The organism is Bradyrhizobium sp. BR13661 (genome assembly GCF_029892425.1).
Taxonomy (GTDB): domain Bacteria; phylum Pseudomonadota; class Alphaproteobacteria; order Rhizobiales; family Xanthobacteraceae; genus Bradyrhizobium.
The window spans coordinates 35950-60249 of sequence record NZ_JARXWB010000007.1 but is presented as its reverse complement, the minus strand read 5'-3'; the positions used below and the strand labels follow the sequence as shown (position 1 = coordinate 60249).

Genomic DNA, 24300 nt, shown 5'->3' with positions numbered 1-24300 from the left:
TACCGGACCCGAATGATCTCACAATCGTGAAGGCAAATCGGAGCCGCGTCGTGAACCGCCGGCCCCCTCGCACGCCAAAGATGCAGATGGGCATATTGCTTCTTCCGGGCGTTGCGCTCCAAAGTTGCAAAGCACAGTTGCGGGGCGCGGGTGGCCCAGGAGCACTGTCCATCTGATCTGATTGATTAATTTTGCGCGTTTGCAGCCAAATGTCATTTGCTCATGGAGGGATACCATGCGTACGAAAATGCTTGCTGCTTCCATACTTTTCCTGGGTTGCGTGTCTGGGACGACGGCTCAAGCCGGAGTTCCGGATACGGCCGAGAGGATTGCTCTCGCTCCAGCCACCAGGGGGTGGCTCGCCAAGGAAGCGGAGGAGCTCTTGATCATGCTGAGAATCTGGAAGCCACGCCCCCCCGAGCCGCCGCCAACGATAGGACGGCTGGACACCATGCCGTTGACGCCGCCAGGCGGCTACCACAACCCATTCGAAACGCAGGGCCTCAGCCGATCGAATGATATCCTCCGCCCACTTCCTTTTCCCAAGCACGATTTGAATTTGTCTGCGCCAGCCCAGGATTCCACGGCCTCGACCACCACAACGACCGACAAAAAGAGCACGCACGATTTGCTGTGGGGGACGTCCACTGTTGGCGGCGGCGCGACCTACTGCGGCCTCTCGGGCAAGTGCAAACCCTAAGCACAACATCGGCAATCGAACGTACCAATGACGATCTCCTGCCGCACGAGATGCTGAAATGGCGGATTGGGGCTGGAACCTGGTCTCCGTCATCGGTGCAGCCATCGTCGCGTTTCTGACAGCAGGCCGCTTGAGAAGGCAGCATGCCGGCGAACTCTATTTGATCTGGTACATCAATTCGCTGTTCTTCCTGCTTTTCCTTGCGCTGGAAATCGTCGCAGCAAAAAATGGTGCGCCCCTCACCAGGGTCTGCGGCCCCTACGAAGCCATCTGCGCTTCGATTCACGACTACCTCACCAACGCCAGGGACGAGTTGATCCTCGTTGGCGCCATCGTCGGCGTCTTTATCGGTCCCCAATTGCTTACATATTTGCTGGCCGGGATATCCGGGGCCGCGATCGCACCAAAGTTCGTCTGGCACATCGAGCAGTTCGTCGTCTGGAGTTTGATCAAGTTCATTGCGGCCCTCGCCGGCATTCTTAGCGCGACGCCGTTTGCCAAGCTGCTGACCCAGCGGCCGTTTGAAATTTCAGCGTTTCTTCCGGGCCTCATTCTCATCACCACCGCATTTGGTGGCGCAGCCGCGCATTTCGGCCTGCAAGCCAAGCGAGAGGCAGTGTCTCGCCAGCTTGTCGGACCGAAGCCCAGCTGGCCCATTCGGCAAGCCGTCAGGCTCCACAACTACTTTACGCGGAACGCCCGCGAGGGTTAGTGAGCGTGGCCCGCACCAGATTGCGCTTCGCTTGATACGGGCTACATGCATACCTCCATCTCCACCCGACCGCCCGCCAAACAGGTTCACCTCATGACAGTGCTCCGTATCGCCGCCTTCTCCGACGGCAACCAAGGCGGCAATCCCGCCGGTGTCTGGATCGGTGAGGCCCTCCCCGATGCCGCGACCATGCAGGCGATCGCGACTGAAGTCGGCTTTTCCGAGACCGCTTTTGCGGCGCCCGCAGGCGAGGCCTGGCGCGTGCGTTACTTTGCGCCATCGATGGAGGTGCCGTTCTGCGGCCACGCCACCATCGCGCTCGGCGCCGCGCTCGCGCATCGCTACGGCGATCGCACGTTCGAGCTGCGTCTGAATGATGCCGTGATCTCCGTGTCGGGCCAGCGCGACGGCAACACCATCGCAGCCGCGCTGCAATCGCCGCCGACACGCAGCGCGCCGCTCGATGCGCGCTTGAGCGATGAGCTGCTGGACCTGTTTGGCTATTCAAGCAGCGATCTCGACGCAAAGCTCCCGCCGGCGAAAATTCACGGCGGCGCCGATCATGCCCTGCTGGCGTTGACGTCGCGCCAGGCGCTGGCGCGCATGAGCTACGACTTCGAACGCGGCCGCGCCTTGATGGCGCGCGAAGGCCTCGTCACGATCGCACTGGTGACATCAGAGACGCCGCGCCTGTTCCATGCGCGCAACGCCTTTGCCGCCGGCGGCGTGGTCGAGGATCCCGCCACGGGTGCGGCGGCGGCTGCGTTCGCAGGCTATCTGCGCGATATCGGCTGGCCCCATGGTGGCGCCGTCGACATCGTCCAGGGCGAGGACATGGGCGCGCGCTCACTGATCCGCGCCGAGATCGACGAAACCAAGGGAAGCTCGATCCGGGTCTCGGGCACGGCGCGGTTCATGGAGGGCTGATTCAGGCTGCCCTGGCGCCTCGGCGCGTCAATGGCCTTGGAGGCTCAGGATGTAGTCCGAGAGCGCATCGGCCTGGTCGGGGGCGATCACGATGTTCGGCATGTCGTGGTGGCTGGTTCTCCAGAACACCTTGAGTGAGAGCGCGGTGGTGCCGTTGCGATCGGCTATGGCCTGGAAGCTGGGCGCAAGATCAAAAAAACCGGACATGCGCGGTTCGACCGCATGGCATGGCTGGCACCAGGCCTGCGCGAGGCGATGTCCTGCAGAGATCCTGCGCAAGGAAGGCGCTGATGCGCCGGCGGCCGTGTGGACGACGCTGAAGAGAAACAGCACCGACAAGGCGATCAGGACCGCAAGACCGATGTAGATTCGAACGCTGCGCGACATCGTTATGACCTCGCCTTCGTTTCGATGGCTTGGTAAGCGTAGGTCGGCCGGAGCGCCGGCCATTTGATTTGCCTCAAATGGCCGGCGCGACGCCCATAGGAAGAGATTCAGCGCAATCTCTCGGGAAGGATCACCATGAACGGTAACAGGTATTACGGCGTCCGCGTCGAGGGCGCGAAATACGGCGTCGGCTTCGGCTCGGCGCTCGCCATCGCGATCTCCTACACCAACAACCACTCCATTCTCTGGGCGATCATCCACGGGATCCTGGGCTGGCTCTACGTCATCTTCGTCGCGCTGTTTCACTGACGCCGCGCGACGTTCCCCTGCTCCACTTTCGAGATCGAGACACTATGACCGACACCACCAAATGCCCCGCCTGCCAGTCGCCGCATGCCTACCAGGATCGCGACCTCTGGGTCTGTCCGGAATGCGCCCATGAATGGAGCGCTGCGGGCGATGCGGCCGCGCCAGCGCCACAGGAGGCCGGCGTGCGCGATGCCCATGGCAATGTTCTCAACGACGGCGACAGCGTCATCGTGATGAAGGACCTCAAGGTCAAGGGCTCGTCCTCGGTCGTCAAGGGCGGCACCAAGGTCCGCAACATCCGTCTCCAGGACGCGACCGACGGCCACAACATCGCCTGCAAGATCGACGGCATCGGCGCCATGAACCTGAAGTCGGAGTTCGTGAAGAAGGCGTGAGGCGCAGGGCTATGGGCGCGTGCCTACGGCGCCGATCCGCGCACCTGCCGACCCTGCCATCATGCGCCTGTTTTGCCCGACGGAGCAAGCGAATTTCGGCAAGACCGAAAACAAGGCCGAAAATCCTCAGGTCTTTCAACCCCATCCCTACGGTGCATGGGGTTGTTTTCGCGGTAGCTGCTCAGAAGAAGCCGGGGCTGAGATCGAGCCCATAGGTCAGGCTCAGCACGAACACGAACAGCGCGGCGGCTGCGAACATCGCGAGATGCCGGACAATGAACTCACGCGGCGACGGGGCGGCAACAACGGCTTTCTGCGCAACGGGCATGACGACTCCAGTATGAAAAACGATTCTTGGCCGCCAATACGCGGCGCCCGCATCAAGCCCCGCGATCTTCAAAGCAACTATTAAAAAGATCACACTCGTCTTGAACCGCCGTACACAAGTCGGCCAAAAGAAAATGGCCGGGACGAGCCCGGCCATTGCGATCGAAGCTGAGCACCGAGCTCTCCGCTCAGTGCGATATCAGTCCTAGCGAGCGGAACCCGTGGTCACGTTCGCAGTCTGCTTGCGCGGCGTCAGGACGCTGGCCTGGAGCGCCGTCACGCTTGTCGCAGGCGCCGTCATTTGCTGCTCGACACGGGCCGCACCGAGCACGCGGACCTGCACGGGCGAAGCCGGAATGCCGTTGGCCTCATAGGTCGGCAGCTCGGCGGCGAAGGTGGCAGTCGAGCCCGCGATCATGAGGGCCGCAGCTGCAATCGAGAGAGTCTTCTTGTTCATGGTGATGCTCCAAAAGAGTAGTTCGGAGCCCATGTAGCCTCGATTTGCTGCGTTGCGACATGTTCTATCGCAATGCAACATCCCAAACTTTGCATAGCGCTATGTTTAACGCGACGGCCTATTTCAACGCCGTCGCCAGTGATTGCAGCTTGGCGACAAGATCGGTCCCGAGCGCATAAATCACTTCGATAATCGCCAACGCGATCCCCGCTGCGATCAGGCCGTATTCGATGGCGGTGGCGCCGGATTCATCGGTCGCGAATTCCTTCAACAGGCATTTCAATTTCACAAGCATGTCCTTCCCAGATCTAACCGGATGTTGCCGGTACGAAGGTAATGCACCTTCACAATCCAAGATTGAGTGAAGTCGAATAAATCAATTTAATACGCATATCGCGCCATTCTGCTCGCATTCCTGCCCATCGGCGCGGGAACCCCAGTTGCATTCGGGCAACACCGGCTCGAAAAGCCCGTTTTATGAGATTTGCGCCATTGCGCCGCCACATCGTCCTCCGAACAATTGACCCGCCGCGTGCTTGGCTGTGCAATCTGGTTCCTTCGCGAACCTTGAAGGCAGGGATTTGGAGGCAGGGATCATGAATGATCGGCGGTCTCTTCTTGTGGCTGTGACGTGCCCCTCGGCCGTGATGGTCGGCTGGCTCGCGCTCTCCCTGTCGGCCTATGCCCCAGCCTTGATCGAGAACAGCGGCGCCAACGCCGCCGCGGTCACCCGCGCGAAAGATCTCACCCGTCTCGACCTCGCCGACATTCCGCGCGCCGCTGCGGTCGACGATGGCATCGCCCTGACCGCCGACATCGCCGCGGCTGCGACGCCGAGTGCCGCGATGGTCGAGGCGTCGCCGCCTCAAACACCCGCGCCCATCGTCCAACTCGCCTCGGCCGATCCGACCGAGGTCCTGCCGTCGGCAGCGCCCCCACCTCAGGTCGCGCCTGAACCCGCGCCCGTCGCCACCGAGGCGAGAGCCGAGACTGCAGCTGAAGCGGGGCCCGCGCCGGAGCCCACCATCAAGCTTGCATCCGCCGATCCCGGCGATGTCGTGCCGCAGGACGCGCTATCGCCCGCCGCGCTCGCGAGCGGGCCTGTGGCCGAGAGCAAGCCTTCTCCGTCCGCCGACACCGTGGCCGTGCTCGACGAATGCTTCGTCATGGACGCGTGCATCGACCGCTATCTCTGGGCGCTCTATCAGCGCACGCCGAAGGAAGACTCGATCAAGGTCGAAGACCGCCGCGCCGTCACCATCAAGCGCAAGGGCAAGATGGTCACGGTGATGCGCAGCTTCACCAAGCTGGTCGACGAGGATTTTGCCTGGAAGGATCCGAAGGCGGCTGAGCACGCCAACATGGCGCTGATGGATTACGTCATCGGCGGCATGGACAAGGGTTTCAAGCAGAAGCTGTTTCGCATGCTGCTCGCGGCGGACGCCGCTGGTCTCTCGCCTGGAATCACCAGCGCCTTCCGTGACGACTACCGCCAGGAGATCGCAAGCGGCCTGAAGGCGGCCTCGAACCGCTCCTATCACGGCGGCAGCCTTCGCGGCGGCTACGGCCACGGGCTCGCGGCCGACATCGTCAGCACCCAGGGCAACAACCGCGCGCAGCGATGGGCCTCGACGGAAGTGCTGTGGAAGTGGGTCGATGCCAACGGCAAGGCGCTCGGCATCGGCCGGCCCTATCTCGACCACGACCCGCCGCATGTCGGCCCGATCGACGGTCCGGAATACATCTCCAAGCGTGGCGTTGCGACCGACCGCAAGGAAGCCGCCAGCGCCAAGTCGAAGAAGACCCACGCAGTCGCCAGCGCCAAGTCACCCAAGGCCCAGGCAAAGGCCCAGGCCGCGCGCGAGCAGAAGAGCCCGGCGAAGCCACAGAAATCGGCGCAATCGGGCGCGAAGCGGGCGACTTGAGCCGGTCTTTACGTGCCTGACGCCGGCAGCGGCACGAGGTTCATCTCGACCGATCCTGCTTGCTGGGTACGAACGAGCACGGCAAAGATGGTCTCGACTGCAAGCCGCACGGCCGCCTCGATTGCTGTGCCCTTGGCGAGATGCGCGGCGATCAGGCCAGTGAGGAGATCGCCGGTGCCATAGGGGCGGATCGGCAAGCGCGGCGTCGCAAAGCGTGACAATCGTCCGTCGGCGCAGAGGATCGTTTCCACCTGCCCGGCCTGCGTATCCGCCAGCGTGCAGCCGGTGGCGACGACGTCGGTCCGGCGCTCCCCCGCAAGCGCCGCCGCCGCACTGCGCAGGCCCTCGATATCGGCGATCTTGACGCCCGAGAGCAGTTCGAGCTCGAACTGGTTCGGCGTGATCAGATGTGCCGCCGGCAACAGGTGATGCCGCACCACGTCGAGGATCCCGTCGGCGACATAGACCCTGCCATCATCGCCAATCACGGGATCGCAGAGATAGAGGAGCCTGGAATTGCGCGACAGCGCACGCTCGACGAAATCGGCGATGACGACGGCGTTGTCGGGTGAGCCGAGATAGCCGGTGACCAGCACGGCAGCCTCATCGACGAGGCCCCGCTCCTCGACGCCTCTGAGCAGATCGGCGACCAGCTCGGCATCGAGCACCCGCCCGCGCAAGGTCGGATAGCGCGGATGGTTCGACAGCAATGTGGTGGGCACGGCGGCGACGTTGACACCTTCCGCCTGGATGGCGTGGACCGCCGCGCTGTTGCCGACATGGCCGTGGACCACCTGGCTTTGGATCGAGATGACGAGCATGCAGAAGTCCGTAGGGTCGCAACACAAGCATAGCCGATCTGGACGAAGGGCGACGCGAGGCTACCCCATGCCGCCACAGAATCCGAAGCGATATTGGGCTGCAAACACAGATGTCAGGAATGTCTCCCGCGTCGTGCAAGCACGTCAAGATAGGCGCAGAACATATCGGCCAGCCCATCGGCGTGACGGGTGATCTCCGCCTCGCTGCGCGCTGTCTCCGAGAAGCGCTTGCCAACTTCAGCCAGTGTCGTCTTGATCAGCTCTCCGGCGAGGTCGCGCGTTGCCTCCGAGGCCTTTGGCAGCGCCTCGCGCATGAAGGCTGCAACGATCCCCTCGCCCGCTGCCCGCGCCTCCTGCGCCTCGGGCGCATCGCGATAGAGCGGCGCGGCATCGCTGAGCGCGCCGCGGATCGCCGCCTCCTCGCATTCCGAGCGGATGAAGGCGTCGACCAGCGCGCGCAGCCGCACCGGAGGCGGCCTCGTCCGGTCCGCGAGAATGCCGCGCAGGAGCTCGCTCGTGCTTCGCCACTCGTCGCTCTGCAGGCGGAACAGGATCGCCGCCTTGTTTGGAAAATATTGGTAAAGCGAACCCACGCTCACCCCGGCCCGTTCCGCGACGCGCGCGGTGGTGAAGCGCTGAGCTCCTTCCTTCGCCAGAACCTGAACTGCCGCATCCAGAATGGCCGCCACCAGCTCGTTGGAGCGGGCCTGCTGCGGCTGTTTTCGTGTGGAAACTGAACGGCTTCGACGACCGGCCATAAGGCTCCCTGGGAATGCGAATAGGAAATACGACGAATTAGTCGTATTTCAGCTCGCACGCAAGCCGCGCCCTGCTGCGAACCCCGGAGACATCAAATGACCACCCCAACCATTACGTCGCTGGCACCGCTGCTGGATCGCCTGTTCGATCAGGACGAAACAGCCCGCGACGTCATGCGAGCCGCCTTCACTGACGTGACCGACGCCGACCGCGTCAGGATGATGCGGAGCAAGACCGGCTACCGCGATCTCTACGCACGCCTGAAGGACGCCCCGCTCGCAGTCTCGCGCGAGACCGGCCACCTGCTCTACATGCTGGCGCGGAGCTCACGCGCCAAGGCGATCGTCGAATTCGGCACGTCTTTCGGCATCTCAACCCTGCACCTCGCGGCGGCGTTGCGCGATAACGGCGGCGGCCGCCTCATCACCAGCGAGTTCGAGCCGTCCAAGGCGGCACGGGCGCGCGAAAACCTGTCGGCCGGCGGGCTGATCGACCTCGTCGAAATCCGCGAAGGCGACGCGCTTGAGACACTCAGCGCTGATCTGCCAGACCAGATCGATCTCGTGCTGCTCGACGGCGCCAAGGCGCTTTACCCTGATATCCTCGATCTGGTCGAAGACCGCCTCAAGCCCGGCGCGATCATCGTCGCCGACAATGCCGACCACAGCCCGGAATATCTGGCGCGAGTGCGCAAGCCCGGCAACGGCTATATGTCCACGCCCTTCGCCGAGGACGTCGAACTCACCGTGCGGATCCACTAGGACGCATCGAAAGCCTCTGCGATAACCCGGAGCCGCCGCGCGATTCACCGCGTGGCGGCTTCGTTTTGTTACCCTCGAGCCATCGGGTTCTCCCCATGTCGCAGGCGCGTCACTCACACGTGATACCTGGTCCCGGCCAAAGCCATGTTACGCGCTAAACATACCTACCGCGCGGTATCTTTTGCGCGTCCCGCACGAGATCGCCATGACGTCCGCTGTCACCTCCTATGCCGCGCTTGCCCTTGCCATCGTCTTCGAGGTGACGGCGTCCGCCTTCCTGCAGCAGTCCGCGCAGTTCACGCGCCCCTGGCCGACGCTGGCGATGGTGCTGTTCTACATCGCCTCGTTCTACGCGCTGTCGGTCGCGATCCGGGTCATCCCGTTGAGCATCGCCTACGCGATCTGGGGCGGGGTCGGCATCATCCTGACCGCCACCGTCTCCTTCGTCCTGTTCCGCCAGATGCTGGACGCCGCAGCTTTCGTCGGCATCGGGCTGATCGTCTCCGGGGTCGTCGTCATCAACCTGTTCTCGCAAACGACGGCGCATTGATGCCGGCGAGCGCCTACACCCGCGCCAAGCAGCCCGAGCAGGTCCGGCGCGCCCTGCTCGATCACGCCGCCGCAATCGCCTTGGACCACGGCGTCGCCGGAGTGACCGTGCAGGCGGTGGCAGCGGCCGCTGGCGTCACTAAGGGCGGGCTGTTTCATCATTTTGGAAGCAAGCAGGCGCTGATCGAGGGGCTATTCGCCGACCTGCTCGCCTGCGTCGATGCCGAGATTGACGCGGCCATCGAGGCGGACCCGAAGCCGCGCGGCAGTTTTACGCGCGCTTACGTCAATGCCGTTTTCACCGGAAAGGCCTTCGGCTTCGCAACACCTTGGGCGGCGCTGAGCATGGTGGTCGTCACCGATCCATCGTTGCGCAGGCTTTGGAATGACTGGATGAAGGCGCGCCTGAAGCGGCATCGCGCCACTGACGCCGCGCTCGAACTCCACATCGTCCGTCTTGCGGCCGACGGCGCCTGGCTGTCCTTCGTCACGACAGGACAGACCCGCATGAGCGCCGATCTGCGCGCAATGCGTCGCCATCTGATCGCGCAGACCCATCGGCGCGGGTAGCCAGGATCCGGACCGACATCTAGTGGGCTTGTACCGGCTTGGGCGGGCGCGGCTTGGATGACTTTGCGCGCGGTTTGGCTGCGGCGCTCGGCGGGGGTTCGTCGACAGACTGCAGATAGGCTGCGAGCGCCTTGGCGGTGTCAGGACCGGCCGAATAATGGTCCTGGAGGAACCAGGTGAGCGTCAGGCTCATGCGCCCCTTGGCCAGTCCGCGCGGGCTGCGGTGGCAGGCCGAGCAGCCGTCGGCAAAGAGCTTTTCGGGCGATTTGCCCGCGTCGAGATTTTGCGCGGACGCGAGCGGCGCCGTCAGCACGACGCTCGCTACAGCCATGCTCCCAAGAATCGTCTCAAGAATCACCAGAGGCGCGATAACCTCGCGCCCCGGTCGAAACAGCGATCTCAATGTCGTCCCCTAGCCCCTGCTGCGGTCACGCCGCCAGCAACTGGTCGAACTCCGGCGGCGCGTAGGCCTTGCCGTCCTGATCGGTAATGACGACCCGCCATCCTTCGCTCGCCCAAACTTTTCCCTTCGCCACGATGAGCAGCCGGCTCTCGCGGGAAAAACTGTACTTCTCATTGTCGCGTTCTGCGATCATTTTATACGCCAATGCGCATCCCCTTGCGTTATCCCGCACCCGTCCTCGTCGTGACAGCGGCCTTTGGCGGCAATTCGCCGGGAGCGTGGCAATTTGGTGCCATCCACGGCGGCATTGTGCGCCGACGCCGGTTCCAGCCGGCGACCGAGGTCATTCGTCTGCCGCCTCATGAATGTGATTCTGCTTGCCGGGAGCTTGTTCGCCGCCACGGCCAGGCTGGGCCCATCGCCGCCGCGACGGAACCGATCATGCCTGCAATGCGCGCCTAGTGAACGCGGATGACGTGTGGACGGCCAAGATCAATCAAACCCTGCACGGCCGACAGACGGTCGTCCAGGGCGGCAATGGTCAACAACAAATTGTTGCGCCGCTCGTCGAGTAGACCCATCTCGGCGCCGGAGAGCTTGGTGCTCGCCCGCTCCTTGTGGATGCCGTCGAGGGATTTGCGCAAGCCGGCAATCAGACCGGCGAGTTGCTTGGCCTCTTTGGTCATCGAACGCTTCGCGACATTCTGGCGGCGCGACTCCGCCTGGTTCTGTCTCATCTGCATCCTCCCGTGCCCCGCTGCCCCGAGTGGATGCTTACAGCTTTGAATAGACATATTACGATCGATGAAATCTGCCCGCGAAGAACCTTCTCAAATTGTACGCGCACGGAACCCGCGTCAGATCCCGACAAAAAGCCCGGCACGAAGGCCGGGCTTTTCAACGACGCTAGTGTTTCTCGCGGCCGCCGCCTGGCGCGCCGCCGCCGTGTGGTGGCGCAGCACTGATGTGCGGAGCACCGCCGCCGCCTCCACCCGGATGCGGCATGGCGGGTGCAGGTGCGGCCGCACGCGGCGCCGGCATCTGCGCATGAGCATTCATCGGCGCACCATGACTGACATTCGGCTGAGCGACGTGCGGCATCGCAGGCAGGGCCGCAGGCGCAGCCGACATGCGCGGTGCTTCATGTGCACGCGCCATCGGTTGCGCGCGTACCGCAGCGCGGCTTGCGGCCTGTTCGTGCATCATGCGCGCCTGCGCGTCACGGGGATTGCGCTCCTGCACGGCGGTTCGCTCATTGACGAAACGCTGGCTCCGCTCGGCGCGGTTACGAGCCACGCCGACTGCGGCATCGCGCTTGGCGCTTGTCGAGTCGCGGGCCGTCGCAGCATCACGCCCGGAGATTGCGACGTTGCCCTTGGCGTGTCCATCGCGTCCCAGCGCGACCGTAGCGTCCCGAGTCGCAGCGCGCCCGATGCGCGCGGCGCGCGGGTCGATCGTCATCTGCGTCGCAAAGCGCTCATGCGAGGTCCAGTAGCTATTCCAGTAGGCGTGGCGGTGATACCAGGGGCGCCCTTCATAGTAACTCGACCAATAGGAGCTCAGCACGAAGGGAACCACGGGCACGTCGACCTCGTCGGCGTAGTCGGGCAGATAGACGTAGTGGTTGCGGTAGAGATATTCGAGATATTGCGACGACACCCAGCCGCGGTCGTCGGAGAAGCTCACGTCGCACCAGGCATTGCCGCGCAGGCAACCATGGATGTTGACGCGAGCGCCTTCGGGAACGCGGTCGACCAGCGGAAAGCCCGCACCCGGGCCGGCGCGCAGTCCTGTCGAGACGGTGACGATTCCGGGAGCGGCCAATGCGGCCGTCGGCGCGAGCAGCAATGCTGCAACCAAAGCGGTTCTCAATCTCATGACGAAGTCCTCCTCTGAGAGGCGGAACGCGCGAGCGGAATAAAGCGTTCCGCTCACGATCGTCGTATCAGCCAAAAGATTGAGAGCGGCTGCGCACGCAGTTCAATATTCATCCGCCATTCATCGGCGGAGCAAAGCGTTAATTCACCTGCAGCATGAAGCCGTCAAAATATGCCGCGAGCGCAGCAAAGTCGTTGAGCGGCAGCACCTGCGCGACATATTGATCGGGCCGCACCACGACCATGCAGCCGACCTTCCGATCGATGCCGCGCATGGAGAAAACGTCGTGGCCGCTCTTGAGGTCCGGACAGAACATCTTTTCGTAGTCGAGCAAGCCGTAACGTCCCTTGCATGGCAGCAACAGTGTCGGCATCGCCTCGATCGCGAGCTCGCGATGATCCTGCTGAAACACAGCGCGCAGATCGATCACGGCATCAATGTCTGCTCCTGCGTGCGTATATCGCTTCAGCGGTGACTCCCTGGCTTCCGCAAGGAAATTGCACAGCGCGCGAACGGCTGACCCGGCCGCCGCCGGATCCTCCGCGCCGGAGAACGCGTAAAGGCGGAAACGGCCATCGGCTTGCGCCGCGTGGCCAAGATGCACTGGCTTGGCATCTCCAAGCCGGATGACAGGCGCGGAATGGAAACGCTTGCCGATGACGAAGCCTTGCGCGAGATGCTGATGCGAACCTTCGCCGGTGAGGATCGACGGCGTGTAGTGCGTCGCCGTGCCCGCCGTGTAGCGTCCGTGCCTGACGAAATAGTCCTGCGTCTTGGCGGCATCGGCACCGCCGGCCTTGGCCGCCGAAGCCAAAATCCCTGCCCATTCGCGATCGAAGTCGATCAGCTCCTTCGCCACCGCCTGCCGCTCAGCCGAATAGGAATGCAGCAGGTGTGGGGCACACTGCTTGCGCAGAACGGCCGCGAGCTTCCAGCCGAGATTGAAGGCGTCCTGCATCGAGACGTTCATGCCCTGCCCCGCCTTCGGGCTGTGGGTATGGCAGGCATCGCCGGCGATGAAGATGCGGGGCAGCCGCGTGCCGATCTCGGCTTCCGGCACATCGTCGAACTTGTCGGTGAGACGCTGGCCGATCTCATAGACCGACCACCAGGCGATCTCCTTCACCGCAAGCTTGTGCGGAGCAAGGATCCGTTGCGCTTTAGCAATGACATCATCGGCGGTGATGTTGCGGTTGGCAACCCGCTCCCCGACGTCGAGTTTTGCCAGCTCCACATAGATGCGAACCATGTAGCCGCCCTCGCGCGGAATGATCAGCAGGCTGCCGTCCTTCGCCGACTGGATCAGGCTCTTGAAGCGGATGTCCGGGAAATCGGTCACCGCAAGCACGTCCATCACGCCCCAGGCGTGGTTGGCGGAATCGCCATGCAGCTCGCGGCCGATCGATTTGCGCACCGTGCTGCGCGCGCCGTCGCAACCGACGACATAGCGCGCCTTGATCGTCTCGATCTTGCCCTCGTTCGCACCCTCGCCACGTTCGAGGCGCACCGTCACGGCATGATCGGCGGGGCCTGTGGCAGGATCAACCTGGAGGTCGAGCAGACGCCTTCCGTAGTAGGGCTCGAGCTTGGCCTGTGATCTACGCATGACGTCGAGAAAGCCGTCATGGATGCGCGCCTGGTTGAGGATGACGTGCGGGAATTCCGACAGCCCGTCCTCGACGTCCTGCACCCGGCCGCTGCGGACGATCTTCTCCGGCGCCCGCTCATCCGGTTTCCAGAACGTGGTTTCGTTGACCCAATAGGCTTCCTTCAGCACGCGCTCGCTGAAGCCAAAGGCGTGGAACATCTCCATCGTGCGACAGGCGATGCCGTCGGCTTGGCCGATGGCAAGCCGGCCCGGCTTCTGCTCGACGATGCAGGTCTTGATGTCGGGGAATTGCGCGAGCTGGGCGGCCAGCGTCAGGCCGGCAGGGCCACAGCCGACGATGAGGACATCGACCTCATCAGGCACCGCGCCCGCAGCGCCTGCAGCCTGAATGCGTTCCGCGGGATCGGCAATCTCGGGATCGCCCGGCTGGAATCCATTGAGATGGAATTGCATGAGCACCTCTCCCGTTGATGTCTTTTCGATATTGCTCAGTATGCTGACTATCAGTATACTTGTCAATGACCGTGCACCGTCCCTGTGTTCGAGGAGAATTCGGTGAGAGACAACAACGACATGCCCGGGCATCTTGCACGGAGATTTCAACAGATCGCGGTGGCGGTATTCCTGGCCGAGGTCGGCGAAGCCGGCTTCGACCTCACCCCGGTGCAGTACGCGGCGCTCGCGACCATCAAGGCCAATCCGGGACTGGACCAGGTCACGCTCGCAGGACTGATCGCTTATGACCGCACCACCATCACCGGCGTGGTCGATCGCCTGGTGCAGAAGGGCCTCGCCGAACGCCGCGCCAGTCCCCGCGACCGCCGCGCCCGCGAGCTCGAGATCACCGATGAGGGTCGCCGCGTCCTGCGCAAGATCACGCCAGCGGTCGAGTCGGCCCAGCAGATCATGTTGCGCGGCCTCAGCGCGAGGGAAGGCGAGGAACTGATGCGGCTGTTGCGCAAGGCGATCGCCGCCGGCAACGAGCTCAGTCGCGCACCTTTGCGCGATATGCAGGCATGACTGCCCCCTTCATGCGTATTTGTCGCAATGCGACGAAACCTGGAACTAACCTTCTTCTGTTACGGTTGACGCCAATTCTGCGCTTAACGCGCCATTAACTTTGCCGGTCTGGAGTTTTGGATGTTCAGGTTCGTCATTGCGGCCACAGTCATCGCGCTGTCGACCGGTCATGCGCTCGCGAATGGACATGGCGGCGGCGAGGCCCCTCCTCCGCCGAAGCCTGAAGCGACGACCGCGCCTGCGAAGGTGGTCCTCACCAAGCAGGGTCCCAAGCTCGTCGATCTCAAGGGTATGACGCTCTACACTTACGAGCGCGACACCACCGGCAAGACGTCGACCTGCAACGGCAAGTGCACCGAAAGCTGGGTGCCGCTCGCCGCGACCGCGGAAGCCAAGGCGATCGGCGACTTCACCGTGATCGACCGCGAGGACGGCAGCAAGATGTGGGCGTACCGTTATCGCCCGCTCTACACCTCGCCGGCGGACAAGGCGCCGGGCGATGCCAACGGCACCGCCACGACGCTGCAATGGCGCATCGCGCGGCCTGACAATTAAGGCGCGAACGGCGCGCGCCCGCCGCCGCCCGCAAGCCTGGCGTGGGCCGCGGAATCGACCGAGGCGTAGTTCACCTCTGGATTCCAGTGCAGCGCCGCGTACACGACCAGTCCGGCCAGGACCGATCCGTAGAAGCCGAGCGTGGCCAAACGCCATTTGCGCACGATGCGGCGGTCGTTCTCGTCAAATTGATCATTGAAATTTTGCATGATGCCTCCAATGGCAACGAGCCATTGAGGCATAGCGCAACTGCAGCAAAACGCCTGTGAAGCAATTCACCTTTGGCTGCTAAAAGCAGGTCAGCACCTCTGGCTCACTTGCCGTCGAATTTCGACGGGACCTGCTTGAATACCGGCAAACTCGGATTCACCGGGAGCGGCCTGATCTCAGACGTTACCACCACAGGCCCTGTCGCAAACCAGAGCGCGGCAGCCGCCGCAATCACCATGCCCACACCAATCGCAGCAACGCTTTTCATGTGTCCACCCGGCGCGCCTAGTTGCTGAGGATGACGTCGTGCTGGTGCCGCGACGGATGATCGGCACCGACCAGCGCGTTGGGATCGGTTGCGATCACCGCCTCGGGCAGCGGCAAAGGCTCGAGGCCGGCGAAGCGGCGATAGAGCGCCCCCATGACCGCGCCGCAGAATGCGGCCGGCGCCGCCAGCACGGCGAGCAGCGGCGCCACAAACGCGAGCAGCAGCGCGCAGGCGAATGCCGCAACGCTGCCGATCACCGCATATTGCCAGGCGCTGCGGCGGTCCATGGCCCGCGCGACATGGTGCACGCAGAGCATGAAGATGGTTGCGGGAATAACCGAGATCGTCAGCATCACGAGGAATGTCTGGGCCGGGATCACGGCTGCGAAGATGTGGGCGGTGCTCTTGTCCGCAAAGCCGTTCATCAACAGCGGCAGCAAGGTGTAGGGCAACAGGGTTGCGAGCACCGTCGGCATGACTGCCGCGATCGCGATCCCCGCGACCGACGTGCGCACCCGCACCGGCCCATCGAAAACCAAGGGCGGCGGCGTTTCGGACGCGCTGGCCGCGGCAGGTGCGCCGACGGCGCGTGCGACCTGGCTGAGCCCGGCGAATTGACCATAGAGGAATCCACCAATCATCCCTGCAATGGTCGGCAACAGGCCGATCGTCATCACCGTGCCGTCGCCAGGGGCTGCGAGCTGAATGTGGTTGCGCATCGCGATGCCGTAGCTCGCGGCGGCCATGACGCCGCCCATGAGCCCGTAAGCGAGCCGGCTCGAGATCGTCCACTGCCGCAGCACGAGATGCCCGGCGAACAGGAAGGCGGCATTGATCGCCATGCGGCCCGCATAGAACATCAGGATCTGATCCGGCGCGGGCACGCCTTCGGGATCGGTCACCTGCCCGCCTGCGACGGCAAACACCATCAACACGGCTTCGACGATGGCGAGCGGAATGAGCGCAGCGAACAGCGCGCGCGGCGAATTCTTGACGAGATACATGCGAGCAACCCCTTGCTCGCTGCACGTTAGACGCGAAGCATTACGGCCTGCGCAAGACAATGCCTAAAATTGTCGGCAAGCGCCGCGCGCTTCACCCGCGCCAGCTCGGCCCCGCCTCGATCTGGGCGTTCTGCCCCGGCGGTAGCACCACGACGGTCGCGTTGAGCTTCACCCGGTCGAACAGATCGATCACGTCCTCGTTGCGCATCCGGATACAGCCCGACGAGATCGCCTGCCCGATATATTCCGGCTGGTTGGTACCGTGGATGCGGTAGAGCGTGTCCTTGTTGCCGGCATAGAGGTAGATGCCACGTGCACCGAGCGGATTGGCGGGACCGCCAGGCACGCGCGCCGGATACGGCCCGAGCCGCGCCTGGATTTCTGGGGTCGGCACCCAGTCCGGCCATTCCGCCAGACGGCCGACACGCGCGACGCCCGAAAAGGCCATCGCCTCTTCGCCGACCGCGACGCCATAGCGGATCGCCTTGCCATCGGGCAGCACGTAATAGAGGTAGCGCGCATCGGTATCGACCAGGATCGTGCCCGGCTGCTCCTTGCGCGGATAATCGACGATATGGCGGAGATACTGCTCAGGCACGCTGGCCTGGGCGTAAGGCGTGTGCGCCAGCAATTGCCGATCGCGCGGCGTCATGCTCGCGTCGGTCGATGGCGAGAGAGTCGTCTGCATGCAGCCGCCGAGCGGCAGGAAGGCAACGACGAACAAAGCGAGTAGAGATCTTGGCACCGCCGGCCCCCGATAGCGGATAGCAGCGCCCCCAGCAGGGCTGAGATGCTGCCCAAATCGTGCTGAAAACATGGCAATTCGCAACACGTGCCCGTGTTCGGCACAGCCGGTTCCATCACCACATCTGGCGGAAGACGGTCGCGATCTCTCCACCCCCTCGCCTTGCTTTGGTCAAACCCGGCTGGACTCGTGCGGCATCGGGCCAGTCCCAGGATTTGGATCGGCCCACGCAACAGATCGGCTCGCGCCAATGCGAACGACCAAGGGGTCAAAGGAGCTGGGATGCTTGCGACGTTGAACAGCCGGTAAATCGTCGACGAGATCGTGAAGGACACCATGAAAGACAACGATCCGCATGACGCCGTGCAAATTTCGCCTGACGTGGTGATGGCCTCGCGCGTCGGCAGCGACGCACCAACGCTAGCGCCGGAGTTCACGACGCGTCCGGAGCCGAAGTTCGCGGTCGAGCCCAAATTCGATCTGGAGCCGAAAGTCGGTCCCGTTCTGGAGCCGCAAGCAGAGGCGCCCACGGTCGATACCGCCGTGCGGGTGACGGCGGACGATGGTCGCAACCACGCGAGACGATCCGCCGCGAGCAGGTGGCTGCGCGGTGCATTCCTCACGTTCCTGTTCGCAGGCGGCAGCGCCGCTGCCACCATCGCCTGGGAGAAGCACGGCGACACCGCGACGCAGGCGCTCGCCCGATGGACACCGGTATTGGCATCGCTGCTGCCGTCGACGTCGCAGACCGCGCCTGTCGCGGCCACGCAAGCCGCCCCACCCGTTGCACAGGATCAGGCGGCCGATCCGTCGCCATCAGCACCGGCAGCACAGAGTGCCGCTGCGGCACCTGCGCCTGCCGCAGCTCAGCCCGATGCCGCGCCAGCGGCGGGCTCGATGACGCGCGACATCGCCGCGATGGCGCAGCAGATCGAGCAGCTCAAGGCTGACATCGCCGAGTTGAAGGCAGGTCAGGAGCAGATGGTCCGCGAGATGACGAAGCCCTCGGCACCGAAGCCGATCGCTGAGGCGAAACCGGCGGCCAATCCCGCGCGCGTGTCGGCGCTGCCGCCGCGCGCTCCGGGGCCGATACCGCCGCCTGTTCGCAAACCGAAGCCCGTGGTGTCGCACACCTACATGCCGGCTTACCCGCCCACGCCGCTCGTACCTCCGCCGCCGTCACAAGCTGCCGCTGCGCCGCCGCCGGCGGCACCACCGGTCGCGACGACGCAAACAGTTGCCGATGACGACGGACCTGTCGTGCGTCCGCCGATGCCGGTGCACTAGAGCTGCATCAATCGACGATGCGAGCTGTCCGACTCGATGTGATGATGTGAGTCCGTGCGACTACGGTGATGTTACTACGGTGGTGCGTCATTGCGCACAAAGAGAGAAAAGGCCGTCGGGATCTATGCCGCCGGCCTTCTCTTGCAGCTGCCGGTTCCCGGAGCCCGGTTCTGCTGCAATTCCAATGCCTCATGATCAGGCCGGCATATTTAATAAAATCTTAAAGCACCCGAACGCTGCACATCATTTCTGCGCCATACGCACAGAGATTGCGCGCTCCGTTCATCGGTTGGATATCGACTCAGTGTTATCATTCAGCATGTCTTGAAGACTTCCGTTGAAGCCTTCTTTTGGAGATGGATCGTCACACCGGGGAATTCGGATGCCGTATTATTCCTTCGATCTCGTGGTTGGTGAAGAGTTCAAGAACCAGGGCGGAATCATTCTCGAGGATATCGAGGTCGCCTCCGATCGCGCCGTTCAATTGGCGAGCGAGCTGTCGCAAGTGAAGCCTGAGTTGCAGCGAAAGGGTTGCGCGGTGCGCGTCACCGATCGCGATCACAACGAGGTCTATCGCACGCCGCTCGATCCCGTGCCGGCCTGGCGGCGCTAGGCACCGCACGAAGGGGCGACAATCGCGCCCGGCGCCATTGCGAAGCGTCCCGCGGGACGCTAGCCTCCTTGGAAAATGAGGAGGACCCAGGGATGCGCGCCCCTTTGCTGATGGCAGGCCTTTTGCTGATCGCAACCTCAGCCCGAGCGGCTGACGATCATACACGCTCGAACTACGTGACGATGGTCTTGCAGGCCTTCGCCGCCAAGGTCGAATGTCCTGGCACGGATGTGGTCTATCAGGACCTGGTGCAGAAGGCGCAGCAGATGCAGCTGCCCGACGGCACCACCGAGCAGGTGCGCAAGGCAATTGCCTGGATGCACACCGGCGGCAAGATGGGTGAGAAGCAGTCGGACGACATCATGGCGGAGGTCGCGGTCGCAACGCAGACGACCGATCTCGACCAGCGCCGGCTCGGCATGAGCAATTGGTGCGAAAAACAGAAGACCAACCTCGCCGGCCTGATCCGCAGCAAGGGCGGCTAGCGGCCTTTTCCAAGTTTTAAGCAAGCCGCAGCGAGACCCTCGACGCGGCAAATTATTGTCACATTCCTCGGCAGCATGCGGCTTCTTCGAACAGGAGACCCCCATTGCGGAATGCCTATTTCATTTTCGCCGGTGCCCTCGCGATCGGTGTCGCGCTCACCGCTCCCTCCGTCGCGAGGAACAACCAGGCCCAGAAAGGCGACGACAAGTCCGTCTCGTCATCCTGTAGCGCCTATCAGCAGGCCGCGGACGGTTCGTGGGAGCAGCTCCCCTGCAAGGAGACCGGTGAGCGCAGCCAGCCGCAGACCCAGCACAAATCCGGAACGCAAGGCGCCGACCGGGGCGAGCGTTAGACCCGGCCGAGCACTCCACTTGATCAGGTGACGGACGGTCCCGCGCATCAACTCTGATGCGGGCCGCGCATGATCTTCATGGCGTCGGCGATATGACGCCACTCCTTGACCTCATCCGCATCGCCGCGGCCCTCGCAGGCTTGCGCCTGTTCAGCGGCCTTCGCAATCGCAGCGAAACCGTGCTGTTCCAGCATCTGCCGGGCGACGGTGTGAACCTGGACCTCGGACATCATGGGCGCTCTCCGGTCTTGGAAACCGCGGCGCATTGTTCGTGCTGTTCCGCGGGTCTTTGACAACGATCTCACCGCAGGTACCGTTCCCGTCGCACGCAAAGCAAAGGCGGCCCGCTGTGCCCAGCGGACCGCCTCTCACCCACCCCAAAATCGCCGGCCGGGTACCCCTACCCGACCGCCACTTTCTTGCGCTCGAAATCGTTGGGCACCTCGATATCGACTTCGAGGGTCGAGACCTCGTCGCCGCGCTCGAGCCGCACGATCACCTTGGTCGGATCCAGCGTGACGTGCTTGGAGACGACGGCGAGAATTTCCTCACGCAGCACACCGAGCAGGTCGGGCTGGCCGCGCAGCCCGCGTTCATGCGCAAGCAGGATCTGCAGCCGTTCGCGAGCGACGGGAGCAGAAGCCTTGTTGCCGCGGAGAAGCCGGAGCAGACCCATGCTCATGCAGCCCTCCGTCGCAGCAGGCGATCCATGAAGCCCTTGCGCTCGGTCGGCACCTGCATCGGCACGGTATCGCCGCAGAGCCTTCGCGCCGCGTCGATATAGGCCCGCGCGGGTGCGCCTTCGGCGTTCGACAGCGTCACCGGCGTGCCGACGTTCGAGGCGCGCAGCACGTCCTGGCTCTCCGGGATGATGCCGAGCAGAGGCGTTGCGAGGATTTCGAGGATGTCGTCGATGGTCAGCATCTCGCCGCGCGCGGCGCGGGAGGGATCGTAGCGGGTGATGAGAATGTGCTTCTCGACGCGCTCGCCCTTCTCGGCCCGCACGGTCTTGGAATCGAGCATGCCGATGATGCGGTCGGAATCACGCACCGAGGAGACTTCCGGATTGGTGACGATCACGGCCTCGTCGGCAAAGCGCATCGCCATGGAGGCGCCGCGCTCGATGCCGGCCGGGCTGTCGCAGATCACCCAGTCGAAGCGGCTGCGCAGATCGGCGATGACCTTGCCGACCCCCTCTTCCGTCAGCGCGTCCTTGTCGCGGGTCTGCGAAGCCGGCAGCAGCCAGAGATTCTCCAGCCGCTTGTCCTTGATCAACGCCTGCGGGAGTTTGGCGACGCCCTGCACCACGTTGATGAGGTCGAACACCACGCGGCGTTCGGCACCCATCACGAGGTCGAGGTTGCGCAAGCCGACGTCGAAATCGACGACGACGACCTTGTCGCCGCGTTGCGCGAGCGCAGCGCCCAGCGCGGCGGTGGTCGTGGTCTTGCCGACGCCGCCCTTGCCTGATGTGACGACCAGAACTTTGGCCATTGAAATATCCTCCTTAACTGGTCAGTTCAGCGCTGTAATTCGCATGGTGCTGCCCTCGAGCCAGGCCTGGGCAGGCCGGCCGCGCAAGGCCGAATCGATATCGTCGGCAGTCTGGTAAAATCCATCGATTGCAAGCAGTTCGGCCTCGATCTTCTGACAATAGATGCGCGCGCTCGCGTGACCGTTGACGCCCGCCATGGCACGGCCGCGGAGCGCGCCGTAGATGTGGATGGAGCCGCCGGCGACGACTTCGGCGCCGGAGCCGACCGAGCCGAGAATGGTGACGTCGCCTTCCGGGAAGATGACGGTCTGGCCCGAGCGCACCGGGCTTTCGAGCAAGAGCGAGGTCGGCTTGGTCTCGACCTTCGCCTCGGGTTTCCTGGGTGCGGCCGGCTCGATCACGCAGCTGCGTCCGCCCGACAGCAACGGCGGCATCGCCGGCGTCAGCCGCGCCTCCTCCACGCCCTCGATGCCGAGCACGCGGATGTTGCGGTCCTGAAGGCTGGTGAGAAGATGACTGATGCCGGACTGGCTGAGGTCGACCGAAGACAGATCAACCACCACGGGTCGGCCGGCGAAGAAGCCCGGCGAGCGCGCGATGGTGGTGTCGATCTCCTGGAGCCAATCCTGAATCGGAACCGTCGGCACGAACACGAAGGCCACATAGGAGCGCCCGCGCAGGCGCACCATCTGGCGTTGAGGTTTTGCTAGGGCCTCCATGGCGGCCGACTCGTTCCCTGTTATTGAATGGTTAACGATGCGGCCGATATGGTTAATGGCTGGTTAATTTCCCCGTGGGGTTACGTGGGTGGGTCCCCGTGTCCCGGACGCGCTGCAACGCGCAAGCGTTGCTGCGCAGAGCCGGGACCCAGAAGGCGACACGGTACACTTCCTCGACATGGGCCCCGGCTCTGCAGCGCACCGTCAAGGGACGCTGCGCTGCGTCCGGGGCACGAGTGGAGAGTGGGCAACAAGCCGCCCCCTACTTCTTCACCTTGCTCGCATCCATCTTCACGTTCGGGTCCAACATCTTCGTCGTGAACGCCGTCGTCACGTCGAACGGCTTCTCCATGCCGAGATAGGTCTGGACCAGATCGTAGTCCTTCTTCATCCGCTCGCCGTCGATCCAGCCGAGACCCTTGGTGGTGGTGAACTCGTCCGTCATCAGGTATTTGATGCGCTCCCACTGGCGTTCCTGGTTCTCCTTGTCGAGACCGGAGACCTGGTCGAGCAGCGCCTTCAGGCACGGCGTGACGTCGGCGACGCAGGCCGCAAAGGCTTTCTGCGTCACGCGCACCAACTCTTCGACGAGCTTGGGATTCTTCTGGAGATAGGCGCCGTTGACGATCAGCGAATTGCCATAGGGGTTGAGCCCGATGTCCTTCCAGTTGACGTAGCCGAGGTCCTGCCCGAACTCGATCACCTTCAGATCGTGCTCGTTGTAGAAGTCGCTGATGATGTCGACGGTGTGGCTCTTCAGCGCGGCGATCTTCGCGGTCGGCCCGATATTGACGAAGCTGACGGCATCAGGCGCGATGCCGGCAGCCTTGGCAAACGCCGGCCACATCACGCGCGAGGCATCGCCTGGCGGATTGCCGATCTTGTGGCTCGGAAAATCCTTCACGCCGTTCACGCCATAGCTCTTCAGCCAGTAGAAGGTCTGGCCCGTGTTGGCGTAGATGCTCATCAGCGCGACGTCGTCGGCGCCCTTGCTCTTGGCCACCAGCATGGTGGCGAGATCGGCGATGCCGAAGGGCGAACCGCCGGAGCCGACCTTGGCGGCGGACACGCCGGAGCCCTTGCCGACCTCGATGGTCAGGTCGATGCCCGCCTTCTCGTACCAGCCCTGCGCCTTGGCGTAATAAAACGGCGAGTGGTCGGCCGTCGGCGTCCAGTTCAGGATCAGATTGACCGCCTCGCCCGCGCTCGCCGGCACCGCCGGCAAACCGAGCACGAGCGCCACAACAGCCGCCTGCAAACGCTTCATCGCCTGTCTCCTCATTGCCGCGACCCGGCTTGTCGCTCTCCCCATGTGAGGTTACCAATGCAACAAGCTGCCCTCAACTTGTCAACTGTTTGGTTGGAAATGCCCGCAAAACGTTCAGGCGACACCGCGCCGCAGCGGCGCGACCCCGTCGCCACCCGCAAGAAGCTGCTGACCGCGGCGCGCCAGGAGTTCGCCCGGCACGGTTTTGCGGGCGCCCGCGTCGACGAGATCGCGGAGCGCGCCGGCGTCAACAAGCAGCTGGTCTACCACTACTTCGGCGACAAGGACGCGCTCTACCTCGCCGTGCTCGAATGGGTCTATGAGGACATCCGCGAGCAGGAGCGGAGGCTCAATCTCGAGGGCCTGCCGCCGGACAAGGCGATCCGCCGCCTGATCGAGGCCTCGTTCGATCATCTGGCCGCAAACCCCGACTTTATCGTGCTTTTGAACGACGAGAACCGCGGCGGCGCCCGCCATGTCCGCGGCTCGACGCGGCTGGAGGCGATGCATTCGCCGCTGGTGAAGAGCGTCTCCCACATCCTCCATGAAGGCGTGCGCGCCGGCATGTTCCGCAAGGGGATCGACCCCGTCCAGCTCTACATCTCCATCGCGGGCTTGAGCTATTTCTTCTTCTCCAACACCCCGACGCTGTCGGCGATCTTCGGCAAGGACCTGTCGAGCCGCACCGCCCGGCGCGCCCGGCGCCGGCATGTCGCCGACCTCGTGCTGCAGTCGCTCCGGCCGTAATCAACCAACTGGTTGAAACTTGCGCCGAGGCCGGTTAGGCTCG

35 protein-coding genes are annotated in these 24300 nt (G+C 63.8%); 15 read left to right on the top strand and 20 right to left on the bottom strand.

What is annotated here, in order from left to right:
* Positions 1-758: 758 nt before the first annotated feature.
* Together M2427_RS13775 and M2427_RS13770 are read left to right on the top strand one after the other, a co-directional pair.
* Complete coding sequence (locus tag M2427_RS13775) at positions 759-1412, top strand: hypothetical protein (RefSeq protein ID WP_280706881.1); 654 nt, start codon at positions 759-761, stop codon at positions 1410-1412.
* Between the two features lie 93 nt (positions 1413-1505).
* Entirely contained in the window at positions 1506-2339 is an 834-nt protein-coding gene (locus tag M2427_RS13770) for a PhzF family phenazine biosynthesis protein (RefSeq protein ID WP_280706880.1), read from the top strand.
* A gap of 27 nt (positions 2340-2366) precedes the next feature.
* On the opposite strand, the gene M2427_RS13765 is transcribed toward M2427_RS13770, so the two are convergent.
* The gene (locus M2427_RS13765; protein ID WP_280706879.1) at positions 2367-2789 is read right to left on the bottom strand and encodes a cytochrome c; all 423 of its coding nucleotides are present in this window, start codon (positions 2787-2789) and stop codon (positions 2367-2369) included.
* Between the two features lie 72 nt (positions 2790-2861).
* On the opposite strand from M2427_RS13765, the gene M2427_RS13760 reads away from it, so the two are divergent.
* On the top strand, positions 2862-3035 hold the full coding sequence (locus M2427_RS13760) for a hypothetical protein (protein WP_280706878.1): 174 nt from the start codon (positions 2862-2864) through the stop codon (positions 3033-3035).
* 44 nt (positions 3036-3079) lie between these two features.
* Positions 3080-3430: a zinc ribbon domain-containing protein YjdM gene (locus M2427_RS13755; protein WP_280706877.1), complete on the top strand. Its 351-nt coding sequence runs from the start codon at positions 3080-3082 to the stop codon at positions 3428-3430.
* Between the two features lie 181 nt (positions 3431-3611).
* On the opposite strand, the gene M2427_RS13750 is transcribed toward M2427_RS13755, so the two are convergent.
* The 3 genes from M2427_RS13750 to M2427_RS13740 form a co-directional block, all read right to left on the bottom strand.
* Positions 3612-3758, bottom strand: coding sequence for a hypothetical protein (locus tag M2427_RS13750; protein WP_280706876.1), 147 nt, complete (start codon positions 3756-3758; stop codon positions 3612-3614).
* A gap of 204 nt (positions 3759-3962) precedes the next feature.
* Complete coding sequence (locus M2427_RS13745; RefSeq protein WP_280706874.1) at positions 3963-4214, bottom strand: hypothetical protein; 252 nt, start codon at positions 4212-4214, stop codon at positions 3963-3965.
* Positions 4215-4332: 118 nt separating this feature from the next.
* Entirely contained in the window at positions 4333-4503 is a 171-nt protein-coding gene (locus tag M2427_RS13740; protein WP_280707163.1) for a Flp family type IVb pilin, read from the bottom strand.
* A 307-nt stretch (positions 4504-4810) separates the two neighbouring features.
* Here M2427_RS13740 and M2427_RS13735 point away from each other — a divergent pair, with 307 nt between their 5' ends.
* A complete protein-coding gene (locus tag M2427_RS13735; protein WP_280706873.1) occupies positions 4811-6139 on the top strand; it encodes a hypothetical protein in 1329 nt (442 codons plus the stop codon).
* Positions 6140-6147: 8 nt separating this feature from the next.
* Here the strand turns inward: M2427_RS13735 and pdxY are convergent, their stop codons facing one another.
* Positions 6148-6960, bottom strand: a complete 813-nt coding sequence (pdxY, locus tag M2427_RS13730; RefSeq protein WP_280706872.1) for a pyridoxal kinase — start codon at positions 6958-6960, stop codon at positions 6148-6150.
* Positions 6961-7073: 113 nt separating this feature from the next.
* A complete protein-coding gene (locus M2427_RS13725) occupies positions 7074-7718 on the bottom strand; it encodes a TetR family transcriptional regulator (protein ID WP_280706871.1) in 645 nt (214 codons plus the stop codon).
* A gap of 96 nt (positions 7719-7814) precedes the next feature.
* Between M2427_RS13725 and M2427_RS13720 the strand changes: the two genes are divergently transcribed.
* From M2427_RS13720 to M2427_RS13710, 3 genes are all read left to right on the top strand, one after another.
* Entirely contained in the window at positions 7815-8480 is a 666-nt protein-coding gene (locus tag M2427_RS13720) for an O-methyltransferase (RefSeq protein WP_280706870.1), read from the top strand.
* Between the two features lie 205 nt (positions 8481-8685).
* Positions 8686-9030, top strand: a complete 345-nt coding sequence (locus tag M2427_RS13715) for a multidrug efflux SMR transporter (RefSeq protein WP_280706869.1) — start codon at positions 8686-8688, stop codon at positions 9028-9030.
* A complete protein-coding gene (locus tag M2427_RS13710; protein ID WP_280706868.1) occupies positions 9030-9599 on the top strand; it encodes a TetR family transcriptional regulator in 570 nt (189 codons plus the stop codon). Before M2427_RS13715 ends, M2427_RS13710 begins: the two co-directional genes overlap by 1 nt.
* 19 nt (positions 9600-9618) lie before the next feature.
* Here M2427_RS13710 and M2427_RS13705 read toward each other — a convergent pair whose 3' ends face one another.
* The 5 genes from M2427_RS13705 to M2427_RS13685 form a co-directional block, all read right to left on the bottom strand.
* On the bottom strand, positions 9619-9930 hold the full coding sequence (locus M2427_RS13705) for a hypothetical protein (RefSeq protein ID WP_280706867.1): 312 nt from the start codon (positions 9928-9930) through the stop codon (positions 9619-9621).
* 97 nt (positions 9931-10027) lie between these two features.
* Positions 10028-10234, bottom strand: coding sequence for a hypothetical protein (locus M2427_RS13700; protein ID WP_348521923.1), 207 nt, complete (start codon positions 10232-10234; stop codon positions 10028-10030).
* Positions 10235-10460: 226 nt separating this feature from the next.
* Positions 10461-10739 carry a hypothetical protein gene (locus M2427_RS13695; protein ID WP_280706864.1) on the bottom strand — a complete coding sequence of 93 codons (279 nt, stop codon included), beginning with the start codon at positions 10737-10739 and terminating at the stop codon, positions 10461-10463.
* Between the two features lie 169 nt (positions 10740-10908).
* Positions 10909-11880 carry an SH3 domain-containing protein gene (locus tag M2427_RS13690; RefSeq protein WP_280706863.1) on the bottom strand — a complete coding sequence of 324 codons (972 nt, stop codon included), beginning with the start codon at positions 11878-11880 and terminating at the stop codon, positions 10909-10911.
* A gap of 139 nt (positions 11881-12019) precedes the next feature.
* Positions 12020-13942, bottom strand: coding sequence for an FAD-binding monooxygenase (locus tag M2427_RS13685; RefSeq protein WP_280706862.1), 1923 nt, complete (start codon positions 13940-13942; stop codon positions 12020-12022).
* A gap of 102 nt (positions 13943-14044) precedes the next feature.
* On the opposite strand from M2427_RS13685, the gene M2427_RS13680 reads away from it, so the two are divergent.
* On the top strand, positions 14045-14509 hold the full coding sequence (locus tag M2427_RS13680; RefSeq protein WP_280706861.1) for a MarR family transcriptional regulator: 465 nt from the start codon (positions 14045-14047) through the stop codon (positions 14507-14509).
* 120 nt (positions 14510-14629) lie between these two features.
* Positions 14630-15064 carry a hypothetical protein gene (locus M2427_RS13675; protein ID WP_280706860.1) on the top strand — a complete coding sequence of 145 codons (435 nt, stop codon included), beginning with the start codon at positions 14630-14632 and terminating at the stop codon, positions 15062-15064.
* On the opposite strand, the gene M2427_RS13670 is transcribed toward M2427_RS13675, so the two are convergent.
* From M2427_RS13670 to M2427_RS13655, 4 genes are all read right to left on the bottom strand, one after another.
* Positions 15061-15273, bottom strand: coding sequence for a hypothetical protein (locus M2427_RS13670; protein WP_280706859.1), 213 nt, complete (start codon positions 15271-15273; stop codon positions 15061-15063). The genes M2427_RS13675 and M2427_RS13670 overlap by 4 nt on opposite strands.
* 104 nt (positions 15274-15377) lie before the next feature.
* Positions 15378-15542 carry a hypothetical protein gene (locus tag M2427_RS13665; RefSeq protein ID WP_280706857.1) on the bottom strand — a complete coding sequence of 55 codons (165 nt, stop codon included), beginning with the start codon at positions 15540-15542 and terminating at the stop codon, positions 15378-15380.
* Between the two features lie 17 nt (positions 15543-15559).
* A complete protein-coding gene (locus M2427_RS13660) occupies positions 15560-16546 on the bottom strand; it encodes a hypothetical protein (protein ID WP_280706856.1) in 987 nt (328 codons plus the stop codon).
* 91 nt (positions 16547-16637) lie between these two features.
* Positions 16638-17291, bottom strand: coding sequence for a L,D-transpeptidase (locus M2427_RS13655; protein ID WP_280706855.1), 654 nt, complete (start codon positions 17289-17291; stop codon positions 16638-16640).
* A 336-nt stretch (positions 17292-17627) separates the two neighbouring features.
* Here M2427_RS13655 and M2427_RS13650 point away from each other — a divergent pair, with 336 nt between their 5' ends.
* From M2427_RS13650 to M2427_RS13635, 4 genes are all read left to right on the top strand, one after another.
* Entirely contained in the window at positions 17628-18578 is a 951-nt protein-coding gene (locus M2427_RS13650; protein ID WP_280706854.1) for a hypothetical protein, read from the top strand.
* A 382-nt stretch (positions 18579-18960) separates the two neighbouring features.
* The gene (locus M2427_RS13645; protein ID WP_280706853.1) at positions 18961-19191 is read left to right on the top strand and encodes a hypothetical protein; all 231 of its coding nucleotides are present in this window, start codon (positions 18961-18963) and stop codon (positions 19189-19191) included.
* A gap of 92 nt (positions 19192-19283) precedes the next feature.
* Positions 19284-19676 (top strand): hypothetical protein, encoded by a 393-nt coding sequence (locus M2427_RS13640; protein ID WP_280706852.1) that lies wholly within the window; start codon positions 19284-19286, stop codon positions 19674-19676.
* Between the two features lie 104 nt (positions 19677-19780).
* Positions 19781-20029, top strand: coding sequence for a hypothetical protein (locus M2427_RS13635; RefSeq protein WP_280706851.1), 249 nt, complete (start codon positions 19781-19783; stop codon positions 20027-20029).
* Between the two features lie 47 nt (positions 20030-20076).
* On the opposite strand, the gene M2427_RS13630 is transcribed toward M2427_RS13635, so the two are convergent.
* The 5 genes from M2427_RS13630 to M2427_RS13610 all read right to left on the bottom strand — a co-directional run bounded on the left by M2427_RS13630 (position 20077) and on the right by M2427_RS13610 (position 23510).
* Positions 20077-20262, bottom strand: coding sequence for a hypothetical protein (locus M2427_RS13630; protein ID WP_280706850.1), 186 nt, complete (start codon positions 20260-20262; stop codon positions 20077-20079).
* A 167-nt stretch (positions 20263-20429) separates the two neighbouring features.
* Positions 20430-20711, bottom strand: coding sequence for a cell division topological specificity factor MinE (minE, locus tag M2427_RS13625; protein ID WP_280706849.1), 282 nt, complete (start codon positions 20709-20711; stop codon positions 20430-20432).
* A complete protein-coding gene (gene minD / locus M2427_RS13620) occupies positions 20708-21523 on the bottom strand; it encodes a septum site-determining protein MinD (RefSeq protein ID WP_200516394.1) in 816 nt (271 codons plus the stop codon). Before minD ends, minE begins: the two co-directional genes overlap by 4 nt.
* A 21-nt stretch (positions 21524-21544) precedes the next feature.
* Positions 21545-22243: a septum site-determining protein MinC gene (gene minC / locus M2427_RS13615; protein ID WP_280706848.1), complete on the bottom strand. Its 699-nt coding sequence runs from the start codon at positions 22241-22243 to the stop codon at positions 21545-21547.
* Between the two features lie 262 nt (positions 22244-22505).
* Positions 22506-23510, bottom strand: a complete 1005-nt coding sequence (locus tag M2427_RS13610; RefSeq protein ID WP_280706847.1) for an ABC transporter substrate-binding protein — start codon at positions 23508-23510, stop codon at positions 22506-22508.
* A gap of 99 nt (positions 23511-23609) precedes the next feature.
* On the opposite strand from M2427_RS13610, the gene M2427_RS13605 reads away from it, so the two are divergent.
* Complete coding sequence (locus tag M2427_RS13605; RefSeq protein ID WP_280706846.1) at positions 23610-24257, top strand: TetR/AcrR family transcriptional regulator; 648 nt, start codon at positions 23610-23612, stop codon at positions 24255-24257.
* The last annotated feature ends 43 nt before the right edge of the window (positions 24258-24300 follow it).

Excerpts from the sequence above, each read along its gene's own strand:
- M2427_RS13745 (WP_280706874.1), bottom strand. The coding sequence starts at position 4,214 with ATGAACAAGAAGACTCTCTCGATTGCAGCTGCGGCCCTCATGATCGCG.
- M2427_RS13765 (WP_280706879.1), bottom strand. The coding sequence starts at position 2,789 with ATGGCCGGCGCTCCGGCCGACCTACGCTTACCAAGCCATCGAAACGAA.
- M2427_RS13755 (WP_280706877.1), top strand. The coding sequence starts at position 3,080 with ATGACCGACACCACCAAATGCCCCGCCTGCCAGTCGCCGCATGCCTAC.
- M2427_RS13775 (WP_280706881.1), top strand. The coding sequence starts at position 759 with ATGGCGGATTGGGGCTGGAACCTGGTCTCCGTCATCGGTGCAGCCATC.
- M2427_RS13725 (WP_280706871.1), bottom strand. The coding sequence starts at position 7,718 with ATGGCCGGTCGTCGAAGCCGTTCAGTTTCCACACGAAAACAGCCGCAG.
- M2427_RS13605 (WP_280706846.1), top strand. The coding sequence starts at position 23,610 with ATGCCCGCAAAACGTTCAGGCGACACCGCGCCGCAGCGGCGCGACCCC.
- M2427_RS13650 (WP_280706854.1), top strand. The coding sequence starts at position 17,628 with ATGAAAGACAACGATCCGCATGACGCCGTGCAAATTTCGCCTGACGTG.
- M2427_RS13735 (WP_280706873.1), top strand. The coding sequence starts at position 4,811 with ATGAATGATCGGCGGTCTCTTCTTGTGGCTGTGACGTGCCCCTCGGCC.
- M2427_RS13760 (WP_280706878.1), top strand. The coding sequence starts at position 2,862 with ATGAACGGTAACAGGTATTACGGCGTCCGCGTCGAGGGCGCGAAATAC.
- minE (WP_280706849.1), bottom strand. The coding sequence starts at position 20,711 with ATGAGCATGGGTCTGCTCCGGCTTCTCCGCGGCAACAAGGCTTCTGCT.
- minC (WP_280706848.1), bottom strand. The coding sequence starts at position 22,243 with ATGGAGGCCCTAGCAAAACCTCAACGCCAGATGGTGCGCCTGCGCGGG.
- M2427_RS13640 (WP_280706852.1), top strand. The coding sequence starts at position 19,284 with ATGCGCGCCCCTTTGCTGATGGCAGGCCTTTTGCTGATCGCAACCTCA.
- M2427_RS13750 (WP_280706876.1), bottom strand. The coding sequence starts at position 3,758 with ATGCCCGTTGCGCAGAAAGCCGTTGTTGCCGCCCCGTCGCCGCGTGAG.
- M2427_RS13610 (WP_280706847.1), bottom strand. The coding sequence starts at position 23,510 with ATGAAGCGTTTGCAGGCGGCTGTTGTGGCGCTCGTGCTCGGTTTGCCG.
- M2427_RS13630 (WP_280706850.1), bottom strand. The coding sequence starts at position 20,262 with ATGATGTCCGAGGTCCAGGTTCACACCGTCGCCCGGCAGATGCTGGAA.
- M2427_RS13770 (WP_280706880.1), top strand. The coding sequence starts at position 1,506 with ATGACAGTGCTCCGTATCGCCGCCTTCTCCGACGGCAACCAAGGCGGC.
- M2427_RS13705 (WP_280706867.1), bottom strand. The coding sequence starts at position 9,930 with ATGGCTGTAGCGAGCGTCGTGCTGACGGCGCCGCTCGCGTCCGCGCAA.
- M2427_RS13660 (WP_280706856.1), bottom strand. The coding sequence starts at position 16,546 with ATGTATCTCGTCAAGAATTCGCCGCGCGCGCTGTTCGCTGCGCTCATT.
- minD (WP_200516394.1), bottom strand. The coding sequence starts at position 21,523 with ATGGCCAAAGTTCTGGTCGTCACATCAGGCAAGGGCGGCGTCGGCAAG.
- M2427_RS13670 (WP_280706859.1), bottom strand. The coding sequence starts at position 15,273 with ATGCAAAATTTCAATGATCAATTTGACGAGAACGACCGCCGCATCGTG.
- M2427_RS13645 (WP_280706853.1), top strand. The coding sequence starts at position 18,961 with ATGCCGTATTATTCCTTCGATCTCGTGGTTGGTGAAGAGTTCAAGAAC.
- M2427_RS13695 (WP_280706864.1), bottom strand. The coding sequence starts at position 10,739 with ATGAGACAGAACCAGGCGGAGTCGCGCCGCCAGAATGTCGCGAAGCGT.
- M2427_RS13715 (WP_280706869.1), top strand. The coding sequence starts at position 8,686 with ATGACGTCCGCTGTCACCTCCTATGCCGCGCTTGCCCTTGCCATCGTC.
- M2427_RS13720 (WP_280706870.1), top strand. The coding sequence starts at position 7,815 with ATGACCACCCCAACCATTACGTCGCTGGCACCGCTGCTGGATCGCCTG.
- M2427_RS13675 (WP_280706860.1), top strand. The coding sequence starts at position 14,630 with ATGTTCAGGTTCGTCATTGCGGCCACAGTCATCGCGCTGTCGACCGGT.
- M2427_RS13710 (WP_280706868.1), top strand. The coding sequence starts at position 9,030 with ATGCCGGCGAGCGCCTACACCCGCGCCAAGCAGCCCGAGCAGGTCCGG.
- M2427_RS13685 (WP_280706862.1), bottom strand. The coding sequence starts at position 13,942 with ATGCAATTCCATCTCAATGGATTCCAGCCGGGCGATCCCGAGATTGCC.
- M2427_RS13690 (WP_280706863.1), bottom strand. The coding sequence starts at position 11,880 with ATGAGATTGAGAACCGCTTTGGTTGCAGCATTGCTGCTCGCGCCGACG.
- M2427_RS13665 (WP_280706857.1), bottom strand. The coding sequence starts at position 15,542 with ATGAAAAGCGTTGCTGCGATTGGTGTGGGCATGGTGATTGCGGCGGCT.
- pdxY (WP_280706872.1), bottom strand. The coding sequence starts at position 6,960 with ATGCTCGTCATCTCGATCCAAAGCCAGGTGGTCCACGGCCATGTCGGC.